The following is a 21,902-nucleotide window of genomic DNA, read 5'->3' on the forward strand; positions in this document are numbered from 1 at the left end:
CCGATCAGAACACGGACTTCAGCGACGCGAGGAGTTCTCGGCGGACTCGTGAGCTTCGGCGGCCTCGTCGATGGGCGTGTCGGTCACCGGGTCGTCCATCTGATCGTCGGGGGCGCGCTGGGCCAGTGCTGCTGCACGGTCGGCCGCCCGCTCCTCGCGTGACTCGTTCATCTGACGTACCAGGACGACGATCGCAGAGACGACCAGCAGGGCGCCGATCGCTGCCAGGAGCGAACCGATCGACGTATCGGCGAACACGCGCAGGAGCCCGCCTGCGATGACGGCGATCGCGCCCACGATGCCCGATCGGATCGGGTCCTGCTTGCGCCAGTCCTCGCGCTCGCGACCGGTGGTGACGAGGCTGACCGGACTGCGGCGCAGCACCTCCACCAGGAACACGGTGAACGCCAGCGTGAGTGCATAGGTGAAGACGATGTTCCAGCTGGTCGGCAGGTCGGTCCACCGACGCGTCGTGCCCATCACCTCGGAGAGCACGAGGACGTGCCCGAGGTAGATGCCGAAGGAGCGGTCGGAGGCCTTGCGCATCACGGTGTCGGCGACGGATCCGGGGGAGCGGCGGTTCTGCCAGATGGTGCCGCCGATGTACAGGATGCAGATGATGCCCAGGAACGCGAACGAGTTGTGGAACATGAACACGTTGGTGGCGCGGAACATCTCCTCGCCGCCCGCGGCCGGGTCGGCGAGGGACAACGAGATGTCGGCTTTGCTCTTGAAGTAGATGAGCGTCGCGATGATGGCCGCCAGGCTCGCGCCCACGATGGGCCAGCGCCACCGCTTCATGAACTCGGTGAACGCGCCGAAGTGGTACGCGGCGAGACAACCCGCGAAGACGAAGAACTGATAGGGCAGGATCGTCACACCGAGGTAGCGCCAGAGGACGTCCAGGACGCCGTGCGTGAAGATCTCGTGCGGCGGCCGCACCATGTGGAACATGAACCACGCCTGCACTGCGGCGCTGAGGGCGAGCATGTACCGGTGGTAGCCCCACGAGCGCTTGATGACCCACAGGAGCGCCGGGAAGATCAGGTAGATCTGCATGCTCACCGAGAGGAAGTACAGGTGGTACGCGGCGTGGCCGGTGATCAGATCGTAGACGATGCTCTTGGCGGCCAGACCCATGTCGTGGGGGCTGGCGAAGATGTCGCGTAGGTTCTCGACGCCGCCCTGCTGGTAGTGGCGGTTGACCCAGTAGAAGAGCGACCAGGCCAGGAAGGGGAGCCCGATGAGTTTGTATCGGCGACGCCAGAACGTCGGCGCGTGCAGATCGCGATTGCGGTACTGGTAGGTGAGGACGAAACCGGTGAGAGCGAAGAAGCAGTAGCGCGTGTAGCGCAGAAGCAGACCGACTCCCTGCGCCGCGACCGCGACGTACGGAACCATGCCCAAGACGACGTGATCGAGGATGACGCCCGCGAACGTGACGAGACGAACGAAGTCGATCTGGTAGAGGTGCCGGTCGACCTTCGCAGTCGTGACCTTGTCACCGGGTGCGGCCTGCTCGGAAGCGCCTGGCTGCGCGGTCCCAGCCGGCGTCTCACCGGTGTGCGAGACCTCCGCCGAAGACGCGTCGGCCGGAGCGACGTCGGTCTGAGTGCCGCCGGTGTGCGCCTCCTCAGAGCGCGTGCCCCTTGCCGGCTGAGGGGCGCCGGTGCCGGCTGCGATGTCTGGCATGAAACTAGATCTCTCGTCCGTCGGTTCCGCTTCGCTGCGGGTCTCTAACCGTTGGGAGGCTACTCGTAGAAGCTGGGATTCTCCGCATCCGATCGCCGATGTCGCCGCTAATGCACTTTTCGCCCTGTGCACTGGGACTTCCTACCAGGGGTAAGAACCGCTAAGCTCTGGTACAGATGTTTCTAATGTGACTGATGGGGTGGATGATGCGAGTATCTGTCGTGCGTGGAATCGCCGCGCTTGCAGTGATCGCGGCGACGACGGCAACCGCGGGGGTGGCGGCCGCCGAGCCGAGTGATTCGAAGCCGACGAGTCCGTCGAAATCGGCGCCGGTGACTGCGCCGCTGCCGTCGCGCGTGGTGACGAAGACCCAGGTCACCGGGCAGGAGATGCTCCTCGAGGTCTACTCGGCGGCGATGGGGCGGACGATTCCGCTCACCGTGCTCCGCCCGAAGGACGATGCGCGCCCGGCTCCGGTCCTCTACCTGCTCAACGGTGCGGGAGGCGGTGAGGACTCGGCGTCGTGGAAGGTCAAGACGGCGTACAAGAAGTTCTTCGCCGACAAGCACGTCAACGTGGTCACTCCGGTGGGCGGCGCATTCTCGTACTACACCGATTGGCAGCGTGACGACCCGCACCTCGGCCGAAACAAGTGGCAGACGTTCCTCACAGAGGAGGTCCCGCCGCTGGTGGACGATGCCCTCAACTCGACCGGCGCCAACGCCATCGCGGGTATCTCGATGGCGGGCACCTCGGTGTTCAACCTCGCTATCGCCGCACCCGACCTCTACCGATCCGTGGCCTCCTACAGCGGGTGCGCACGAACCAGCGACCCGCTCGGTCAGGCGTACATCCGCACCGTGATCGGCGACCGAGGACACGGTGACGTCACCAACATGTGGGGCCCGCTGAACGGGCCGGGTTGGCGGAAGAACGACCCGTACCTGCATGCGGACAAGCTGCGCGGCGTCAAGGTCTACATGACCTCGGGCAGCGGGCTTCCGGGACGGTACGACACCCTCACGTCGCGCCTCATCGACGGTGACCCGGCGATGCTGATGGATCAGGTGCTCATGGGCGGCGCGATCGAGGCCGTCGTGAACAGCTGCACGCAGCAGATGCGCGCCCAGCTCGCGAAGAACAACGTCGACACCACCGTCATCACGCGTCCGACGGGATCGCACTCCTGGGGGTACTGGGAGCAGGACCTGTACAAGACCTGGCCGATGATCGCGAAGGACCTGGCAGCAGCGAAGAAGCCGGGTGAGGATCGGGCCGCCGGGTAAGGCCTCCCCGCGGTGCAGAATTCCCCGCTCGGCGTCGGAAAGCTAAATGCGTGCTTTCCTCGGCTGAGCGGGGAATTCTGCGTTCGATCACCCGGGTGATCCCGGTGGCGGTGCTCCAGCGGACCTTCAGTTCTTGTCGAGCAACAGGTGGATGGTCAGCTCCATCCGGTTGGTGACGTCTGCGGCGGAGGCCCGGCGCGTCAGCCACTGCACGAGGTTCGACATCCACACGTCCGAGATGACGCGGGCGACCGCGAGGGCCTGCGTGGGCAGTTCGGAGTCCGCCTCGGCCGGATCGACCATCGCACCCGCGAGCAGGCGATCGATGGTGTCGGCGACGCGGTCGACCTCGCTGGTCGCTGAGGCGTCGGCGAACATGAAGGCGCGAGTCATGGCCTCGGTGAGCAGCGGGTCGCGCTGCATCGAGAAGGTGATCATGTCCAGCACGTGCCGGAGGCGCTCGATCGGCGTATCGCCGGGGAGTTGCGTGCGGTCGACGCGTCCTTCGACGCGCTCCAGTTCGCGGGCCAGCGCGGTCACCAGAAGGTGCACCTTCGAGGGGAAGTACCGATACAGCGTGCCGACCGCGACGTCGGCCTTCTCGGCGACCGTTCGCATCTGCACGGCGTCGTACCCGCCCTTCGACGCGAGCGCGAGTGTCGCGTCGAGAATCCGGCGGCGACGTTCACGTTGCGCCGCCGAACCGACCTCGGCACCCGACGTGGGTGCGGGTGCGGACGGCGGCGCCGGAGCGCTGACGTCGCTGCTGGTACTGACCGGGCCTGCCATATAGCTGGTTCCCCCTCTTGTCGCGTGGCTGCCGGTTGGCAGCGGCACTTCGATGGTGTACACCCCTAGATGAACATTAGAACAGGTTCTAGTTGCTCGGAACAACAGAAACGCAGAGGGAACACCCGTGACAATCGCCACGACATCCGACCAAAGAGTCGTATCCGACAGCGTGTCCGAGTGGGCGGTCGCCCGCTCCGTGATCGAGGCGGTCCGATCCGACGTCGATGGAGCGGGCTCGTCATGGCGCCGGTTCTTCGGGCAGGTGGCCGATCTGGGGGTGTTCATGGCCGGCGTCGACGAGGAATGCGGCGGTGGCGGCGGCAGTCTGGAGGACGTCGCCGTGATGCTCGAAGCGTGCGGTTCGGCGCTGGTCCCCGGCCCGCTCGCCCCGACCGTTGCGGCGGGCCTCGTACTCGCTCGCCAGGGCGAGCAGGTCGCCGAAGCGGTACTGGCGGGCGGGCGGCCGGTCGTGGTTCCGGCGGCGGCGATCGCAGCGGGGACTCCGTACGACGTCGTCGACGGCGCCGTCGACCTGGGTCCGGTGCCGGCCTGGGTCGACGATGCGCTCGTCGTCGCGCCCCTCGCACTCGCCGACGGCCGGTCGGGGTGGTTCGCCGTCGACCTCACCGGAACGGTGGACGTCCAGGAGACTCCGATGGAATCGCCGCTCGACGGCACGGCCGTCCCGGTGCGTGTGCGGCTCGCAGGCCTCTCCGACGAGTCGCTCGTGCCGATCGACGACGGACGCCTGTTCTTCGACGTCCTGATCCTCGGCTACACCGCGTACCAGGCGGGCGTGACGCGGCACGTCCTCGACGTCGCCGTCGACTACGCGAAGGTCCGCACCCAGTTCGGCGCTCCGATCGGATCGTTCCAGGCGGTGAAGCAGATCTGCGCGGACATGCTGTGCCGCAGCGAGCAGCTCGGTGCCGCCGCGTGGGATCTGGCAGGCGCGCTCGACGACGTCCTGCGCGATGACTCCGCGGACGCTCGGGCCCAGGCGGAGTTCTCCCGGCTGGCGGCCGCGGTGCTGGTTGCCGACCTGGCTCCACCAACGACGGAGGACGCGATCCAGGTGCTGGGCGGGATCGGATTCACCTTCGAGCACGACGCCCACCTGTATCTGCGGTCGGCTCTCGCGACGCGCATGCTGCTCGGTCAGGGAGCGTCGGCCCGAGCTGAGTTGGCCCGGCTCGGCCGTGCCGGGGCGCGTCGCGAGTTCGCGCTCGATCTCGACTCGGTGGAGTCGCGTCGCCCGGAGATCGCCGCCGCTGCCGACGAAGTGGCCGCGACCCCGGAAGCGGAGCGTCGCGGCGCCCTCGCGCGCACGAAACTCCTGGCGCCGCACTGGCCCGAGCCCTACGGGCTGGGCGCCGAACCGGCATTGCAGTTGCTGATCGACGCCGAACTCGATCGAGTGGGCGTCTCGCGGCCCGACCTCGTGATCGCCGGATGGGCGCTCCCGACGATCCTGGAGCACGGCACCGACGCTCAGCGTGAGAAGTTCGTCGCCCCGACGCTGGCGGGCGACATCCGTTGGTGTCAGCTGTTCAGCGAACCCGAGGCGGGGTCGGACCTGGCGTCGCTGCGCACCCGCGCGGTCCGCACCGACGGTGGCTGGCTGCTCACCGGACAGAAGATCTGGACGTCCGAGGCGCACATGTCGCAGTGGGCGGTGTGTCTGGCGCGCACCGACCCGGATGTGCGCAAGCACAAGGGCATCACCTACTTCCTCGTCGACATGGCGTCGGCCGGGATCGAGGTGCGGCCGCTCCGCGAGCTGACCGGGCGCGCGATGTTCAACGAGGTGTTCCTCGACGAGGTGTTCGTCCCGGACGAGATGGTGGTCGGGGAGGTCGACGGCGGATGGCGACTGGCGCGTACCACGCTCGCGAACGAGCGGGTCGCGATGGGCGGTTCGGGTCTCGGCAAGGAGGTCGACTCGCTGCTGCGGCAGGTCGAGGGCCGTGAGCTGACGCAGGCTCAGGCGGGTGAACTCGGCCGGATCGTCGCCGATGCGCACATCGGCCGGGTGCTCGATGCGCGTGCCGTCGTGCAGCGCCTGTCCGGTACGGACCCGGGTGCGACCTCCAGCGTGCGGAAGCTGATCGGCGTGGTGCATCGCCAGGGAGTGCCCGAGTTTGCGACCGATCTCCTCGGGGTCGACGCGCTGGCGTCGGCCCCGGCGACCGAGCTCCTGCTTCTCAACCGCTGCTTGTCGATCGCGGGCGGCACGACGCAGATCCTGAAGAACGCTGCTGCGGAACGCATTCTAGGTTTGCCGCGCGGCTGACCCTCTGGTGCACGTCCGGAGAACGGAACGTCGCAGGCAGCGACGCTTCGTGTCCTCGGGCGGCATCCTTCTGATACAAATAGAACAAGTTCTAATTACGGAGCCGAGAGGCTCGATACTGGGAGGTGCCGGGTGGACTTCACCCTGGACTCCGCGGCTGCTGCAGTTCGCGACGTCGCGGACGACGTGATGCGGCGTATGCAGCCGGACTGGGAGACGAGATTCGCCGCTGGTGTCGGCGGCTTCGATGAGGCCGCGTGGCGCGGGCTCACCGACGCAGGCGTCACCGCAATGCCGCTGCCCGAGGAGTTCGGTGGTGACGCTCTCGGAGTGGATTCGCTGCGTCCGCTCGTGCAGCGCGCGGGTCGTGACGCCGTCGTCACGCCGCTGATCGGGACCCTTGCCGGGGGGCTGGTGCTCGCACAGAGCACGGCTGCCGGCGATTGGGCGTCGATCGCCGCCGACGGAGGCTGGTACGCGGCCGCCATCGGCGAGCCGCGTCGTGCACTCGGGGAGCGGTTCGACGCGCACCTGGAGAACGGAGTCCTCTCGGGCACCAAGACCGGTGTCCTGCATGCCGAGGGCGCAGGCGCGTTCCTGGTGGCGACCGACCACGGAGTGGTCGTCGTCGATCCGGCGGCAGCGGGGATCACCGTCACCCGGACCACGTCGTCGTCGGGGTGGGGTGAGTACACGGTGGTGTTCGACGAGGTCGCGATCGCCGACGGCCAGGTAGTCGCAGACGATTCGCAGTATTTCGCGGACGTCTACCGCGCACTGGTCGCCGCATACGCCGACGGACTGCTGGCCGGTGCCATCGCCCGGACGGCCGAGCACGTCAGCACCCGCAATCAGTTCGGACGGCCGATCGCCACCTTCCAGGCGGTGGGTCAGCAACTCGCGGACATCTACGTGGTGTCGGCGACCCTCGAGCTCGTCAGTACCGCAGCGGCGTGGGAACTCGAGAACAAGCGTGTGGCCACCGACGACCTGGCGACCGCAGCCTTCTGGATCGCCGACGAACTGCCCGCGACCATGCGGACCATGACGCACCTGCACGGGGGAGTCGGCGTCGACGTGACGTACCCGCTGCACCGGTACTTCTCCATCGCGAAGGACCTCGGACGGCTGGTCGGCGGGAGCGACGGCACGCTCGGCGTGCTCGCCGATGACACGGACCTGGAGGCGGCATGTTCATAGCGCTCACCGACTCGCAGCTCGCGCTCCGCGATGAACTGCGCTCGTACTTCTCCACGCTGATCAGTGACGAGGACGCGCGCACGATGCGCGTGAACCGCCACGGGGAGACGTCGCGCAAGGTGATCAAGCAGATGGGCGCCGATGGCTGGCTCGGCGTCGGCTGGCCGAAAGAATTCGGCGGCAAGGGATTCGGCGAGATCGAGCAGCAGATCTTCACGAACGAAGCGGTGCGGGCCGATGTCCCGCTGCCGTCGGTCACCCTGCAGACCGTCGGACCCACGCTGCAGCGGTACGGCACACAGGAGCAGAAGGACCTGTTCCTGCCGAAGATCCTCACGGGCGACGTGCATTTCGCGATCGGTTACACCGAACCCGACTCGGGCACCGACCTCGCCTCGCTCACCACCCGCGCCGTGCGCGACGGTGACGACTACCTCGTGAACGGTCAGAAGATCTTCACCACCGGCGGTCACGACGCCGACTACATCTGGCTGGCCTGCCGTACCGATCCGGATGCCCCGAAGCACAAGGGCATCTCGATCCTCATCCTCGACACGAAGGATCCGGGGTACAGCTGGACCCCGATCATCACCGCCGACGGCGCCCACCATGTGAACGCGACGTACTACAACGACGTTGTGGTCCCCGCGTCGATGCGCGTCGGCGAGGAGGGCGAGGGCTGGAAGCTGATCACCACGCAGTTGAACCACGAGCGCGTCATGCTCGGACCGTCCGGACGCATCGGCGGTGTGTCCGACAAGGTTCGCGAATGGGCGGGTGCCACCGAGATCGACGGCGAGAAGGTGGTCGACCGCGACGACGTGCGTCGCGCACTCGCCAAGATCGGTGCGTACGAACGACTCAACGAGCTGCTGAACTGGCAGGTGGCGTCCAGCGGTGAGATCTCGATGGCCTCGGCGGCCGCCACCAAGGTGTTCGCGACCGAACGAGTGCAGACCATCCATCGCATGGCGGACGAGATCGTGGGCCGCTACGGCGATTTCACCGATCCCGGCACGGCCGACCTCGTCGACTGGCTCGACATGATGGCCAAGCGCAACGCCGTCATCACCTTCGGCGGCGGCGTCAACGAGGTCATGCGCGACATGATCGGCACGGCGGGCCTCGGCCTGCCGCGTGTGAAGCGATAGGGGAGCGTACCGATGAGCATCACCCCGGAATCGACAGCCGACGAGATCCGCTCTGCGGCACAGGAGATCATCGCGTCAGGCGCCAGTGCGCCGAAGACCGGGCGCGACCCGATCAACCGCCCGATGATCCACAACTGGGTCGAGGCGATGGGTGACGGGAACCCGATCTACGTCGACGACGACGCGGCTCGCGCCGCCGGACACGACGGCGTCGTCGCACCGCCGGCCATGGCGCAGGTCTGGACGATGCGCGGACTGCACGGTGCCCGCACCGACGACGATCCGCTGGGCCGGGCGAGTGCGCTGTTCGACGAGGCCGGCTTCACGTCGGTGGTCGCCACCAACTGCGACACCGTCTACCACCGCTACACCGCGCCCGGCGAGGAGGTGACGCTGTCCGCCGAACTGGTGGACGTCGTCGGGCCCAAGCAGACAGCGCTCGGTGACGGCTGGTTCTTCACCACCCGCAACACCTGGAGCGTGGGCGACGAGATCGTGGCGGAGATGAACTTCCGCATCCTCAAGTTCCGTCCCGCAGCCAAGAGCGCGGCCTCGGACGGCTACCCGGATCTCGACCCGGCCAAGCTCATCCGGCCCAGCGCCTCGCGCGATACCGCGTTCTTCTGGGACGGTGTCGCCGCTCATGAGCTGCGAGTCCAGCAACTCGACGACGGGGCGCTGCGTCATCCGCCGATCCCGGCGACGTGGAAGTCGCGCGGCGACGACGGCGAGTTCGGGGCCACCGACTACGTGGTCGCATCCGGTCGCGGCAGCGTCTACAGCCATGTGGTCCATCATGCGCCGAAGGTGCCGGGCCGCTCACTGCCGTTCGTCGTCGCACTCGTCGAACTCGAGGAGGGAGTCCGGATGCTCGGCGAACTCCGCGACGTGGAGCCCGGTGACGTCCAGATCGGGATGCCCGTCGAGGTGACGTTCCTCGACTTCGACGCGGACGGCGACAAGCCCGCGTGGACGCTGTACGCATGGCGTCCGGCAGGTACGACAGGAGAAGGCGCATGAGCGCGAACACCGCGGTCGGTACGGCATTGCCGCCCCTGACGATCGAGGCGACCCCCACGTTCGTGGTCGCCTCCGCCCTCGCCACCCGTGATTTCCAGGACGTGCACCACGACCGGGATCTCGCGCACCAGAAGGGCTCGAAGGACATCTTCGTCAACATCCTGACCGACACGGGTCTGGTGGAGCGCTTCGTCACCGACTGGGCCGGCCCTCGGGCGCGGATCGCGTCCATCTCACTCAAACTCGGCGTGCCCTGGTACGCGTACGACGGCCTCACCTTCACCGGCGAGGTGACCGAGGTCGAATCCACACAGGTGGAAGGCGATCGAGTGACGGTGGCCGTCACCGGGACCAATTCGCTGGGAAAGCACGTGATCTCCACCGTCGTCTTCACCCTGCAGGAGGCGTGATGTCCGAACGAACTCTCTCCGGCAAGGCGTCGATCGCCGGTATCGGCGCGACGGACTTCTCCAAGAACTCGGGCCGCAGCGAACTGCGACTGGCCGCCGAGTGCATCAACACCGCCCTCGACGATGCAGGCCTGTCGGCCGCCGATGTGGACGGTCTGGTCACGTTCACCATGGACACCAACATGGAGATCGCGGTGGCGCGCGCCGTCGGGATCCCGGAACTGACGTACTTCTCGCGCATCCACTACGGCGGCGGCGCGGCCTGCTCGACGGTGCAGCAGGCCGCGATGGCCGTTGCGACCGGAGTGTGCGACGTGGCCGTCGCGTACCGCGCGTTCAATGAGCGTTCCGGTAACCGGTTCGGCCAGGTCAATGCGGCGGTCGCCAGCCAGGAGAACTCGTCGGGCACCGACAACGCCTTCTCCTACCCGCACGGGCTCTCAACGCCTGCCGCATTCGTGGCGATGGTCGCCCAGCGGTACATGCACGACTACGGCGCGACGAGCGAGGACTTCGGCCAGGTGGCCGTCGTCGACCGCAAACACGCCGCGGTGAACCCGAACGCCTTCTTCCACGGCAAGCCGATCACCCTCGAGGATCACCAGAACTCGCGCTACATCGCCGAACCGCTGCACCTGCTGGACTGCTGCCAGGAATCGGACGGCGGGGTTGCGATCGTCGTCGTCTCTCCGGAGCGGGCGAAGGACCTCAAGCGCAAACCGGTCTCGATCGCCGGGGCCGCGTCCGGCAGCGGGAGCGACCAGTTCATCATGACCAGCTACTACCGTGACGATCTTCCGGCACTGGAGGAGATGGGGCTGGTGGGCCGTCAACTGTGGGAGCAGTCCGGGCTGGGACCCGACGACATGGATCTCGCGGTCCTCTACGACCACTTCACCCCGTACACGCTGATCCAGCTCGAGGAGCTCGGGTTCTGCGGACGAGGGGAGGCCAAGGATTTCGTGCGCGAACCCGGCGCCCTCGAAGTGGGCGGCCGCCTCCCGTTGAACACGCACGGCGGTCAGCTCGGTGAGGCGTACATCCACGGGATGAACGGCATCGCCGAAGTCGTCCGCCAACTGCGCGGCGACTCCGTCAACCAAGTCGACGGCGCCTCGCAGGCACTGGTCACCGCAGGCACCGGCGTTCCGACGTCCGGCCTCATCCTCACCGCCTGACCCCGCGATCACCTCCCACGACCACTCCCACCATCCCGCATCAAGGAGACGAACGAGATGAAGTTCAACCTCGCAGACGTGTTCGAGACCGTCGCCGACGCCGTCCCGGACCGCGTCATGCTCAGTTACGAGGGCGACAACTACACCTATCCGGAGATGGATGCGCTGATCAATCAGGTGGCGCACATGTTCGTCGCGCACGGCATCGGTCATGACGACAACGTGGCGCTGTTCCTCAAGAACAGCGTGGAGCACGTGACGAGTCTGATCGGCCTCCTGAAGGTGCGTGCGTCTCCGGTCAACGTGAACTACCGCTACACCGACGCCGAACTCGAGTACATCTTCGAGAACTCGGATTCGAAGGCGATCGTCGTCGAGCTTCCCGAGCATCAGGCGTCGGTCGCTCGGCTGATGGCGAAGCTGCCCGAGCTGACGACGGTGTTCGTGATCGGCGAGGTCAGCGCCGAACTGCGTGAGGCGGCTGCCGCGCTCGACGGTCGCACAGTGGAGGTCGTCGACTTCGCCGAGCACACCTCGGCGAGTACCGAGCGGGACTTCGAACCGCGCAACGGCGAGGAGCTGTACCTGCTGTACACGGGCGGCACCACCGGATACCCGAAGGGTGTCATGTGGCAGCACGACGACTTCTTCCGCAAGCCCATCTCGGGCGGCAACCCGTACGGCGATCCGCGCGAGAGTCTCGAGCATCTCGCTGCAGAGGTGAAGAACTTCCCGTCGCTGGCGTTCCTCATCGCGGCACCGCTCATGCACGGTGCGGCGTCGTACTCGCTGTTCACCTTCCTCTCACTCGGTGGCCGACTCATCATCGAGCGCGACTTCGACGCCGAGAAGATCGTCCGCAACATCGGCCGCGATCAGACTCAGATCGTGCTGATCGTCGGCGACGCCATGGGCGCCCCGCTCGCCGACGAGCTCGAGAAGCAGAAGGACACGGCCGACCTCTCGTCGCTGTTCTCGATCGCCTCAGGCGGTGCCATCTGGAGCCAGAGCGTCCGCGACCGCCTGGTGGCGGTGAAGCCCGAGCTGCTGCTGCGCGACAACTTCGGTGCGTCCGAGTCGGGCAACGACGGCGAGATCATGCTCGACGAGAACGGCAACCTGAAGGTGCCGCCGACACCGCGCATGATGGTGGTCGACGAGCTGTTCGAACGCGTCGAGACCCCGAACCAGCCCGGCTACATCGCCCGCGTCGGCAACATTCCGCTCGGCTACTACAAGGATCCGGAGAAGACTGCGCGCACCTTCCCGACCATGGCGGACGGCACGCGCATCTCGGTGCTCGGCGACATGGGCTACGTCACCGAGGACGGCAGCATCGTATTCCTCGGCCGCGGCAGCCAGTGCATCAACACCGGCGGAGAGAAGGTGTACGCCGAAGAGGTGGAGGCAGCACTGCACGGCCATCCGGCGATCGCCGATGCACTCGTCGTCGGCGTGGCCGACGAGAAGTACGGCCAGAGCGTGGCGGCCGTCGCACGGCTCGAAGACGGTATGGAGGAGCCGACGCTCGAGGACGTGCAGGAGTTCTGCCGTCAGACGCTCGCCCGCTACAAGGTGCCGCGCACCGTCGTCTTCGTCGACGAGGTGAAGCGGACGCCGGCAGGCAAGGCCGACTACAAATGGGCGAAGACGGCGGCGTCACGGCCGGTCGGGGCGTCGTCCTAGAGACGTCGACTGATCAGTGGACACGAGGCCCGGGCCGTTCTAGGGTTCTGGTGAATATCCGACCGAACGGGGCCTCTTCCATGCGCATTCGCCATTTCGCCGTCACTCTCGCCGTCGCATCCGTCGCACTTCTGTCCGGATGCGGCATCGAAGGGACAGCGGTGAAGGCATCGCACGATGCCGGAGCGGAGACGACGTCGGTGGCCCCTTCTTCGTCGGCCGACAGCTCGCCGTCCTCGAGCGCTCCGTCCGCCGGTTCGGCGTCGGTCGCCGCCGATGAGATCGACCCCGACTCGACAGAGGCCAAGGCGTTTCTTCGGATCATGGAGGTCGAGAAGAAGCTGAGGACGAAGAGCGAGGCCGAGGTACTGCGTGCCGGAGCGAAGGCGTGCGCCGATCTCCGGTCGGGCAGATCGGTGTACGAGACCGCGATGGCAGTGGACGTGGTGCCCAACGATCCGATGGTCGGCGGGATGGTCACCGGTGCAGCTGCGAGTTCCCTCTGCACCGACCAGAAGAAGAAGATCGACGACTTCTGAGTCGAGCAGCACTCGGCGGATGGACCGTTGCGGTACCGTCCGGCAGGTAAGTGCTCATTCTCCTCAGATCGGAGACGCGACATGCGTGCTCGTGCTGTCTGCTGTGCCCCGCTGATCGTCGGTTTCGCCCTGCTGGCGGCGGCGTGCGGCGACAACTCGTCGTCCACGGACTCGGCCTCCGAATCGCAGGCGGCCGCGACTTCCGCGGCGAGTTCGGAGTCCGGAACAGGAGGCACCGGGACGGAGGATTCACTTGCACGCCGCGGATACCTCGCCGCGCTCAAGGCCGGCGGCGTGAAGTACGACAGCGACGACGACGCTGTCGAGGCGGGCCGGGAGGTGTGCGAGGAACTCGGTGAGGGGAAAAGTCGCGACGAGGTCGTCAAGGACATCGACGAGGACCGGGACGACGATCGCGGGAACCGGGTCGTGGTCGCGGCGACCACCGCCTTCTGCCCGGACAGACTGGGCGCCGTGATGCCGAGTCTTCCCGATGCGTCCGACCTTCCCACTCTGCCGAGCATCAAGGTCGGTGAGTAGCGGGGCTTCAGGGGTCCAGGCTCGACCGCCGGCGCAGGGATCGCCCGTCGTCGGTCAGTGCCAATACCGTGTCGATCCCGATCCGACGCAGGAAGCGATGGTCGTGACTGACCACGATGAGTGCTCCCCGGTACTCATCGAGCGCTTCGGCGAGCTGCTCGACGCTCGTCATGTCGAGGTTGTTGGTCGGTTCGTCGAGGATCAGCAGCTGGGCGGGAGGCTCTGCGAAGAGCAGTTTCGCCAGTGACACCCGGAAGCGCTCACCACCGGAGAGCGAGGAGACCGGCCGGTCGACGGTGCTGCCGCGCAACAGCAGCCGGGCGAGTCGATTCCGGATATCACCGGGAGTGGCGGACGGCGCCACCGTCCGGACGTTGTCCAGTGCGCCGGCGTCCTCATTCAGTCCGTCGAGACGCTGCGGGAGATATCCGAACTGCTCGGTGAGGAGCCGGCCCGATACCCGGTCCGCTTCAGGTTCGATGTTCGAGACCATCTGGGCCAGCAGCGTCGACTTCCCGGACCCATTCGCGCCGACCAGCGCGACGCGCTCCGGTCCCTGCACGATCACGTCTCCGCTCGCCGCGCCGGGGCCGGGGTGGAACTCGGCGATTCGGCGGCTTCGAGGCAGGTCGGGTGCGGGCAGATCCAGAGTGATGCGCTCGTCGTCGCGGATCCTGGCGTCAGCGGCGTCGAGGGCCGACTGGGCGGCGGTCACCTTGTCGTCCATGGTGTTCCGCAGAGCTCCCGCGGACTCCTGCGCGCGCCGCTTGCGTGCGCCCGCCAGGATCTTGGGCAGACCGCCGTCGGCCTGCGCCTTCTTTCCCGTCCGAGCGCGGTGCGCGAGTTTCGTCTCCGTCTCCACGCGCTGACGCTTCTCGGCTTTGAGCGTCTGCTGTGCGGTTCGCGCGGCAGCGATTGCAGCCTCCTGCTCCCGCTCGACGTACTCCACCCACTGCGAGTACGGGCCGCCGAACACCGTGATCGCCCCACCGCGCAGTTCTGCGGTGCTGTCCATGTGTTCCAGGAGGTCGAGGTCGTGGCTCACCACGACGAGAGTGCCCGGCCACTCGTCGAGCATGGCCGCGAGTTTCGCCCGTGTCGGCCGGTCGAGGTTGTTGGTCGGCTCGTCCAGCAGTGTGACTGCGGTGCGGCGGAGCCGCAGACCGGTCACGGCGATGAGCATCGCCTCGCCGCCGGACACCTCGGTCACGCGGCGGTCGAGGTCGGCCGCCGAGAACCCGATCCGGTCGAGTGCCTCGTCCGCGCGTGCCTCGATATCCCAGTCATCTCCGATCACCTCGAAGTGATGCTCGTCGGAGTCGCCGCCTTCGATTGCGCGGAGCGATGCCACGACGGCGTCGATGCCGAGCAATGCGGCAACGGTCGTCTCACTGGTCAGCGTCAGGGTCTGCGGCAGATAACCGACGGTGCCCGCGGTGTCGATGGCACCGCTCGTCGGGCTCAGCTGCCCCGCGATCAGTCGCATCAACGTCGACTTGCCCGAACCGTTACGGCCGACGAGCCCGGTGCGTCCGGTACCGAAGGTCCCGTCGACGCCATCGAGTGCCACGGTTCCATCGGGCCATTCGAACGTGATGCTGCGCAGCACGACCGGTGCGGAATGAGGTGAAGGGAACATCTGACGTCGACGGTACTCAGAATGCTGTGTAAAGGCCCGCGATTTTCCGGGCGTATCGCCTGCTGCTGAGTGGTGGAGGCGAAGAGGCATGGAGACAGTCCGTCGGAGTGGTACGTGTGAGGGGCGGCATTGCTCTATACGGCGATGCCGGCCGTCAGCGGTACCACTGACACGAGCGAACGCTGTCTATCGACAGCCCCAGCTTTCGTGTGGCTGTTTATTGATAAACGAAACATCTCAATAGAATTAGAATAAGTCCTTCTATGTATGGCCGAAGGTTCCTATGGTGGACATATGAGTTCTGAATCACAGTCGGCAGACATCGTCGTGTGCAGCCCGGTCCGGACTCCGGTGGGGAGGATGGGCGGAGCGCTCTCGTCGCTCGCAGCGCAGGACCTGGCCACCACGACCCTTCGGAGTCTCGTCGCCCGCACCGGATTGGCCGGTGAAGCGATCGATGACGTGATCCTCGGACAGGGGTCGCCCAACGGTGAGGCGCCGGCGATCGGTCGCGTCGCCGCACTCGATGCCGGTCTGGGGATCGGCGTCCCCGGCATGCAGGTGGATCGGCGCTGCGGATCCGGACTGCAGGCGGTGCTGACCGCGGCATCGGCGATCGCCACCGGCGGAGCCGATCTGATCGTGGCAGGCGGCGTGGAGTCGATGTCGACCGTCGAGCACTACGCGCTCGGACTGCGGACCGGAGTCCGGCAGGGCGGCATCGAACTGATGGACCGCCTCGACCGGGCCCGAGCGACCGCGGGAGGGTCGGAGTACCCGGTGCCCGGCGGCATGATCGAGACGGCTGAGAACCTCCGTGAGAAGTACGGCATCACTCGGGAGGCGCAGGACGAACTCGCGGTCGCATCGCATCGGCGCGCGGTCGCGGCGCACGAGGCAGGGCGGTTCGCCGACGAACTCACCCCGGTCACCGTGCCCGGCAAACGCGGAAAGCCCGATGTGATCGTCGACCGGGACGAGCATCCACGTGCGGATGCGTCCGTCGAGTCGTTCGCGAACCTGAAGCCGGTCCGGCGCAGGATCGATCCGGAGTCGACGGTCACCGCGGGCAACGCATCCGGTCAGAACGACGGTGCGGCGATGGCCGTCGTGACCACGCGTGCGAACGCGGAGAAGCTGGGCCTCGACCCGATGCTCACGCTCCGATCGTGGTCGGTCGCCGGTTGCGAACCGAAGGCCATGGGCATCGGTCCGGTGCCCGCGACGCGCAAGGCTCTCGACCGGGCGGGGATCACCCTCGCCGACCTCGACCTGATCGAACTCAACGAGGCGTTCGCCGCCCAGGTCCTCAGCGTTCTCGCCGAGTGGGGGATCGCCGCAGACGATCCCCGGCTCAACCCCAACGGCTCCGGGATCTCACTCGGTCACCCCGTCGGTGCGACCGGTGCCCGCATCCTGGCGACCGCCGCCTACGAGGCGCGTCGCCGGGACGCCCGGTACGTGCTCGAGACCATGTGCATCGGCGGCGGCCAGGGGCTCGCCGCGGTGTTCGAGGCGACCCGATGAGCGCCGTCGACGTCCACGCTGTCTCCAGCGGGCAGGCCGACGGACCCACCGTGGTGCTGTCGAACTCCCTCGGCTCGGACATGCGCATGTGGGAGCCGCAAGTGGCGGCCCTGGAGGAGCGCTTCCACGTCCTGCGGTACGACACCCGCGGACACGGGCGATCGCTGGTGCCGGACGGCCCGTACTCGCTCGACGACCTCTCCGACGATCTCCTCGCTCTGCTCGACCGGTTCGACGTCGAGCGTGCGCACATGATCGGACTGTCGCTCGGTGGCATGACCATGATGCGCACGGCGGTCCGGGCCGCCGAGCGCGTCGCCAGCCTGGCCGTCATGTGCACCGCCGCCGCGCTGCCCGAGGCCGGTTACGGGGACCGCGCCACGTTGGTGCGGGAGGAGGGGACCGGCCGCATCGCCGAGGCGGTTGTGAGCCGGTGGTTCACCCCGCAGTACCTGGTCGACAATCCCGACGAGAAGGAGTTCTACGAAGCGATGGTCACCGCGACCCCCGACGAGGGGTACGCGGGATGCTGCGAGGCGATCGACGCGATGGACCTGCGAGACGAGCTCTCGCGCATATCCACCCGCACGCTCGTCGTCGCAGGCGCCGAGGACACCGCGACACCGGCGGCACTGCTGACCGACATCGCGAACCGGATCGGCGAGTCCACGCTGACGGTGCTGCCCGATGCCTGTCATCTGGCGAACCTTCAGCAGCCCGAAGCCGCAACCGCGGCGCTCATCAATCACTTGGAGCAAGCATGACCTTGAACAAAGTGGTCGGATCGGCTGATGAAGCCGTTCAGGACATCCCGGACGGGTCGAGCCTCGCTGTCGGTGGCTTCGGCCTCGCCGGCATCCCGTGGTTCCTGATCGAGGCGCTACTCGAACAGGGCGCGAAGGATCTGACGATCGTCTCCAACAACTGCGGCGTGGACGGTGCGGGCCTCGGCCTGCTCCTGGAGGCGCGCCGCATCAGTAAGGTGATCGCCTCCTACATCGGCGAGAACAAGGAGTTCGGCAGGCAGTTCCTGTCGGGCGAGGTGACCGTCGAGCTCACCCCGCAGGGCACCCTCGCCGAGCGGATGCGATCCGGCGGCAGCGGCATCGGTGCCTTCTTCACCCCGACGGGTGTCGGCACTCTGGTGTCCGAAGGCGGACTTCCGTGGCGTTACAACACCGACGGCACCGTCGCCGAGGCGTCCCCGGCTAAGGAGGTGCGCGAGGTCGGCGGCCGGCCGATGGTTCTCGAGGAGTCGATCGTCACCGACTTCGCGCTGATCCGCGCCGCGGTCGTCGACCGAGCGGGTAACTGCCGGTTCCATGCGGCCGCCCAGAACTTCAATCCGCCCGCTGCGATGGCCGGACGCATCACGGTCGTCGAGGCCGAGAAGGTCGTCGAAGTCGGGGAGATCGATCCCGCAGACGTCCACCTGCCGGGCATCTTCGTGCAGAAGGTCGTCGAACTGACGCCGGATCAGGCGGCTCGCAAGGAAATCGAACAGCGCACCACACGCGAGAGGACGTCATGAGCTGGAATCGCGACGCGATGGCGGAACGGGCGGCCAAGGAGCTGTCCGACGGGGACTACGTGAATCTCGGAATCGGCCTGCCGACGAAGATCCCCGACTACATCCCGGCGGAGTCGACGGTCACCCTGCACGCCGAGAACGGCATCCTGGGCGTCGGTCCGTACCCGTACGACGATCAGGTGGACCCTGACCTGATCAATGCGGGTAAGCAGACGGTCACCGTGCTGCCCGGCGCGTCGTACTTCGACTCGGCGACCAGCTTCTCGATGATCCGCGGTCGCCACGTCGATGTGGCGGTCCTCGGCGGCATGCAGGTGTCGGCAGGCGGCGACCTGGCCAACTGGATGGTGCCCGGCGCCCTCGTGAAGGGCATCGGCGGCGCGATGGACCTGGTCAGCGGTGCCCGGCACGTGATCGTCCTGATGGAGCACCTGACCAAGAAGGGCGACGTGAAACTCGTCGCCGACTGCTCGCTGCCGTTGACCGGCCGGGGAATCGTGCAGCGGGTCATCACCGACCTCGGGGTCTTCGATACGGCAGGCGATCACTTCACGATCGTCGAGTTGGCACCCGACGTCACCCGTGAGGAAGTTCAGGACAAGACCGGGGCGCCCGTCGAATAGGCGGCCCGGGACAGCATCCGATCCCGGGCTGCCGAGGGGTGGAGCTCATCGCCAGACGGCGGTGAGCTCGGCCCTGGACCGGACGCCGATCTTTCCGTAGATCCGGGTCAGGTGGTACTGCACGGTCTTGGCGGAGATGTAGAGTTCGGCGGCGACCTCACGGTTCGACATGCCCTGGACCACCAGCGACGCCACCGCCTGCTCCTGCGGCGTCAGGTTCACGCCGTCCCGGCTGCCGACTGTCGTGTGCAGGCCGCCCGCCCGCAGCTCCCGATCGCAGCGGGCGACGTACGTCTGCGCACCGAGTGACTGATAGAGGTCCCGGGCCCGGCTGATCACCTCGTCGGCGGCGCGGCGTTTGCCCGCCCGGCGCAGCGTCTGCCCGTACGCGAAGTTCACGCGCGCCCGGTCGTAGCGCAGCGGAAGGCCTTCGAGATCGGTCAGCGCCTGTTCGAATGCACGGCGGGCCGCGGGCAGGTCTCCGGTGGTTCCGAGCAGGCGGCCGCGTGCGTACCCGAGCCGGGCCTGTGCCGATCGGTGGCCGCGTCGTCGCGCGCGTTCCTCGTGCGGCGCGAGCAGGGCATCGGCGTCTTCCGGTCGCCCCTCCAGAACCAACGCGTTGGCGAGTTGATCGACCCACGGCCAGAACCCCGGCTCAGACAATCCGGTTGCGTGCCGGGCCAGGGGGACGACGGCCGTGAGGGCCTCTCGTACCCCTCCGTAGTCGGCGGCGGCCTCCGCGTAGGAGGCGCGCGCGAGCAGCGTCGGTACCTGCATGATCTCGCAACTGCCCTCGGTGACGGCGGACGCGGCGAGAGCGGCACGAGCGGAGTCCCAATCGCCCCGCAATGCGTGGATCTGGGTCGCGGTCCACTCGAACAGCGGTGTGATCAGGGCGATGCCGCTGGTTCGGGCGAGGATCCGGCCCCGGCCGACGGCGGCTAGTGCCAGGTCCCATTCACCCGTCACGAAATGCGCACGGGCGAGCCAGGCGAGGGCCCACTGGGTGATCCGGCTCGAGCCACGGAGCTGCGCCATCGAGACCGCGATCTCCAGATCGCTGCGTGCCGAGTCGAGATCGTCGAAGCCGAACTCCATCCATCCGCGCCCCATCATGACGCGCTGCGCCTGGGCCCCGTGTCCGACGGAGTCGGTCAGTTCGTCGTACAGGGCGCGCGCCTCGGCCGGACGGCCCGACCAGGCGAGGCCGAGTCCTTTGATGACCGAGGCTTCCGTGTTGGCCGACGAGCCGTCGTCGACGATCCCGATCGCGGTGTCGGCCCACGACACGAGTTCGCTGCCCTGGCACCGGGCGAGACTGAGGAGGACGCGCCGCTGGGCGATGGTGCCGGCGATCTCCGGATCGCGTTCGGCGTTGCTGATCGCCCATGCGCGATCGAGCCGCATGTCGGCCTCGGCGGTACGACCGCGCAGGATCGCGAGGTAGCCGAGCGTCGCCTCGCGCAGCGGCGTCTCGCGGAGGCTTTCCACCGCGGGCATGAGCGCCGCCGCACTACCGCAGTCGCCGGCTGCCAGCAGCGCGTCGGCGGCCCGTGTCAGACGTTCGTCGCGCAGCAGTTCGTCGGTGGTGAGCCTGCTCGCCTGTCGGAACAGGCTCGCGGCCGAGTGCCATTCGCCGTCGGTGCCGAGTTTGCGGGCGAGCGCCTCCAGACGGTCGGCCAGGGCGGGCTCGGCTACCGGGGTGGCCGCGACCAGATGGTGCAGACGCCGCGCCGGATCGGTGACGATCTCGGCGGCCCGCCGATGCAGCGCACCGGTCGCCTCCAGGCCCATCACGGCGGTAACCGCCGCGCCGTGCATCGGGCTCCGCAGCCGGGGCGCCGATCGGCTGGGCTCGATCCCCGGGGGAATGGTGACCAGTCCGCTCGCGATCGCATTGTCGAGTGCGGCGAGCGGATCTGTCACGTCGCCCAGGGTCGTAGCAGCGGTCAGGGAGTCGGCCGTGAGAGCGCCGGCAGCAGGGGCCGTCGTCAAGGAATCCGCACCGCCGGAATCGCCCTCCAGCACCGCCAGGGCTTCGATCAGGGCCCGGCCCTGCGCGGTGCAGCGGCCGAGTAGCGAGCGCACGTCATCGACGAGGAACGTGGGCGCGAAGAGTCCGGCATCGGGGACGCTCCAGTAGGTGCGCGGGACCTGCGTCAGCATGGCGAGCACGGCGCGCGGACTCCCTGCGGTGTGCGCGGCCAGCCGGGCGGCGGTCACCGGGTGCAGCACGATCCGGTACTCGGCGGCGAGAGCAGTCAGCTCATCGGCGTCGAGACCGGTCAGTTGGATGGTCTGTGCTCCCGCGAGGTCGGGGAGACGTGCGTCGGGCGGCGCGGTCCGGACGACGAGAACCGGCGCATCCCGGTGATGGACGAGAATGCTCAGCACCTCGTGAATCGATGCTGCGTCGCCGTGGTGAGCGTCGTCGATCGTCAGCAGGATCGGCGTTCTGCCCTCGTCGTCCTGGGGCTGGGCTGCGAGTGTGTTCTCGAGGTCGGTGCCGTCGTCCGGCAGAAGCTGGTCGCCGATCCCGCCCGCCCGGTCGGACTCCCATGGCAGACCCTGTGCGCTGAGCACGCGGCCCGCGACGTGAATCTCACGATGTGCGTCGGCGAGGCGGCGCAGCAGGGTGCTCCTGCCGCTGCCCGCCCCGCCGACGACGGTCACCAGATGTGCTCCGGTGGCGGCGGAGGACGTGCTCACCTCGATCAGGTGCGCCAGGGCGGCCGCGGGCCCGTAGGACTGCGACTGCCCCGTCATGCCTTCACTCTAGGGCACGTCCTCGCCTG

The 21,902-nt window shown here is 67.7% G+C and carries 18 protein-coding genes; 14 read left to right on the plus strand and 4 right to left on the minus strand.

All coding sequences use genetic code 11. The features are described from left to right. Positions 1–18: 18 nt before the first annotated feature. Positions 19–1,692, minus strand: coding sequence for an acyltransferase (locus tag FO044_RS02065; RefSeq protein WP_132993017.1), 1,674 nt, complete (start codon positions 1,690–1,692; stop codon positions 19–21). A 203-nt stretch (positions 1,693–1,895) separates the two neighbouring features. On the opposite strand from FO044_RS02065, the gene FO044_RS02070 reads away from it, so the two are divergent. Further along, a complete protein-coding gene (locus FO044_RS02070; RefSeq protein WP_143965299.1) occupies positions 1,896–2,978 on the plus strand; it encodes an alpha/beta hydrolase in 1,083 nt (360 codons plus the stop codon). 126 nt (positions 2,979–3,104) lie between these two features. On the opposite strand, the gene kstR is transcribed toward FO044_RS02070, so the two are convergent. Then, positions 3,105–3,767: a cholesterol catabolism transcriptional regulator KstR gene (gene kstR, locus FO044_RS02075; protein WP_132993019.1), complete on the minus strand. Its 663-nt coding sequence runs from the start codon at positions 3,765–3,767 to the stop codon at positions 3,105–3,107. Between the two features lie 127 nt (positions 3,768–3,894). Here kstR and FO044_RS02080 point away from each other — a divergent pair, with 127 nt between their 5' ends. The 9 genes from FO044_RS02080 to FO044_RS02120 all read left to right on the plus strand — a co-directional run bounded on the left by FO044_RS02080 (position 3,895) and on the right by FO044_RS02120 (position 13,787). Continuing rightward, positions 3,895–6,063 (plus strand): acyl-CoA dehydrogenase family protein, encoded by a 2,169-nt coding sequence (locus FO044_RS02080; protein WP_132993020.1) that lies wholly within the window; start codon positions 3,895–3,897, stop codon positions 6,061–6,063. A 132-nt stretch (positions 6,064–6,195) separates the two neighbouring features. Then, the gene (locus tag FO044_RS02085) at positions 6,196–7,263 is read left to right on the plus strand and encodes an acyl-CoA dehydrogenase family protein (RefSeq protein ID WP_132993021.1); all 1,068 of its coding nucleotides are present in this window, start codon (positions 6,196–6,198) and stop codon (positions 7,261–7,263) included. Next, positions 7,254–8,414 carry an acyl-CoA dehydrogenase family protein gene (locus FO044_RS02090; protein ID WP_132993022.1) on the plus strand — a complete coding sequence of 387 codons (1,161 nt, stop codon included), beginning with the start codon at positions 7,254–7,256 and terminating at the stop codon, positions 8,412–8,414. The genes FO044_RS02085 and FO044_RS02090 overlap by 10 nt, the downstream gene beginning before the upstream one ends. A gap of 12 nt (positions 8,415–8,426) precedes the next feature. Then, a complete protein-coding gene (locus tag FO044_RS02095) occupies positions 8,427–9,434 on the plus strand; it encodes a bifunctional MaoC family dehydratase N-terminal/OB-fold nucleic acid binding domain-containing protein (protein ID WP_132993023.1) in 1,008 nt (335 codons plus the stop codon). Continuing rightward, complete coding sequence (locus FO044_RS02100; protein ID WP_132993024.1) at positions 9,431–9,844, plus strand: MaoC family dehydratase; 414 nt, start codon at positions 9,431–9,433, stop codon at positions 9,842–9,844. Before FO044_RS02095 ends, FO044_RS02100 begins: the two co-directional genes overlap by 4 nt. Continuing rightward, a complete protein-coding gene (locus FO044_RS02105; protein ID WP_132993025.1) occupies positions 9,844–11,022 on the plus strand; it encodes a lipid-transfer protein in 1,179 nt (392 codons plus the stop codon). Before FO044_RS02100 ends, FO044_RS02105 begins: the two co-directional genes overlap by 1 nt. 57 nt (positions 11,023–11,079) lie before the next feature. Continuing rightward, the gene (locus tag FO044_RS02110; RefSeq protein ID WP_132993026.1) at positions 11,080–12,708 is read left to right on the plus strand and encodes an AMP-binding protein; all 1,629 of its coding nucleotides are present in this window, start codon (positions 11,080–11,082) and stop codon (positions 12,706–12,708) included. Positions 12,709–12,788: 80 nt separating this feature from the next. After that, a complete protein-coding gene (locus FO044_RS02115) occupies positions 12,789–13,247 on the plus strand; it encodes a DUF732 domain-containing protein (protein ID WP_132993027.1) in 459 nt (152 codons plus the stop codon). Positions 13,248–13,328: 81 nt separating this feature from the next. Continuing rightward, positions 13,329–13,787, plus strand: coding sequence for a DUF732 domain-containing protein (locus FO044_RS02120; protein WP_132993028.1), 459 nt, complete (start codon positions 13,329–13,331; stop codon positions 13,785–13,787). A 7-nt stretch (positions 13,788–13,794) separates the two neighbouring features. Here FO044_RS02120 and FO044_RS02125 read toward each other — a convergent pair whose 3' ends face one another. Further along, positions 13,795–15,426, minus strand: coding sequence for an ABC-F family ATP-binding cassette domain-containing protein (locus FO044_RS02125; RefSeq protein WP_132993029.1), 1,632 nt, complete (start codon positions 15,424–15,426; stop codon positions 13,795–13,797). A gap of 294 nt (positions 15,427–15,720) precedes the next feature. Here FO044_RS02125 and FO044_RS02130 point away from each other — a divergent pair, with 294 nt between their 5' ends. From FO044_RS02130 to FO044_RS02145, 4 genes are read left to right on the plus strand one after another with little or no spacing between them, the layout of a single operon-like run. Further along, positions 15,721–16,953, plus strand: a complete 1,233-nt coding sequence (locus FO044_RS02130) for an acetyl-CoA C-acetyltransferase (protein WP_132993030.1) — start codon at positions 15,721–15,723, stop codon at positions 16,951–16,953. Further along, complete coding sequence (gene pcaD, locus FO044_RS02135; protein WP_132993031.1) at positions 16,950–17,717, plus strand: 3-oxoadipate enol-lactonase; 768 nt, start codon at positions 16,950–16,952, stop codon at positions 17,715–17,717. Before FO044_RS02130 ends, pcaD begins: the two co-directional genes overlap by 4 nt. Continuing rightward, positions 17,714–18,484: a CoA transferase subunit A gene (locus FO044_RS02140; RefSeq protein ID WP_132993032.1), complete on the plus strand. Its 771-nt coding sequence runs from the start codon at positions 17,714–17,716 to the stop codon at positions 18,482–18,484. Before pcaD ends, FO044_RS02140 begins: the two co-directional genes overlap by 4 nt. After that, positions 18,481–19,107 (plus strand): 3-oxoacid CoA-transferase subunit B, encoded by a 627-nt coding sequence (locus FO044_RS02145; protein ID WP_132993033.1) that lies wholly within the window; start codon positions 18,481–18,483, stop codon positions 19,105–19,107. Before FO044_RS02140 ends, FO044_RS02145 begins: the two co-directional genes overlap by 4 nt. Before the next feature lie 45 nt (positions 19,108–19,152). On the opposite strand, the gene FO044_RS02150 is transcribed toward FO044_RS02145, so the two are convergent. Further along, complete coding sequence (locus FO044_RS02150; protein ID WP_132993034.1) at positions 19,153–21,873, minus strand: LuxR C-terminal-related transcriptional regulator; 2,721 nt, start codon at positions 21,871–21,873, stop codon at positions 19,153–19,155. Positions 21,874–21,902 lie beyond the last annotated feature (29 nt).

Source organism: Gordonia zhaorongruii (assembly GCF_007559005.1).
GTDB lineage: Bacteria > Actinomycetota > Actinomycetes > Mycobacteriales > Mycobacteriaceae > Gordonia > Gordonia zhaorongruii.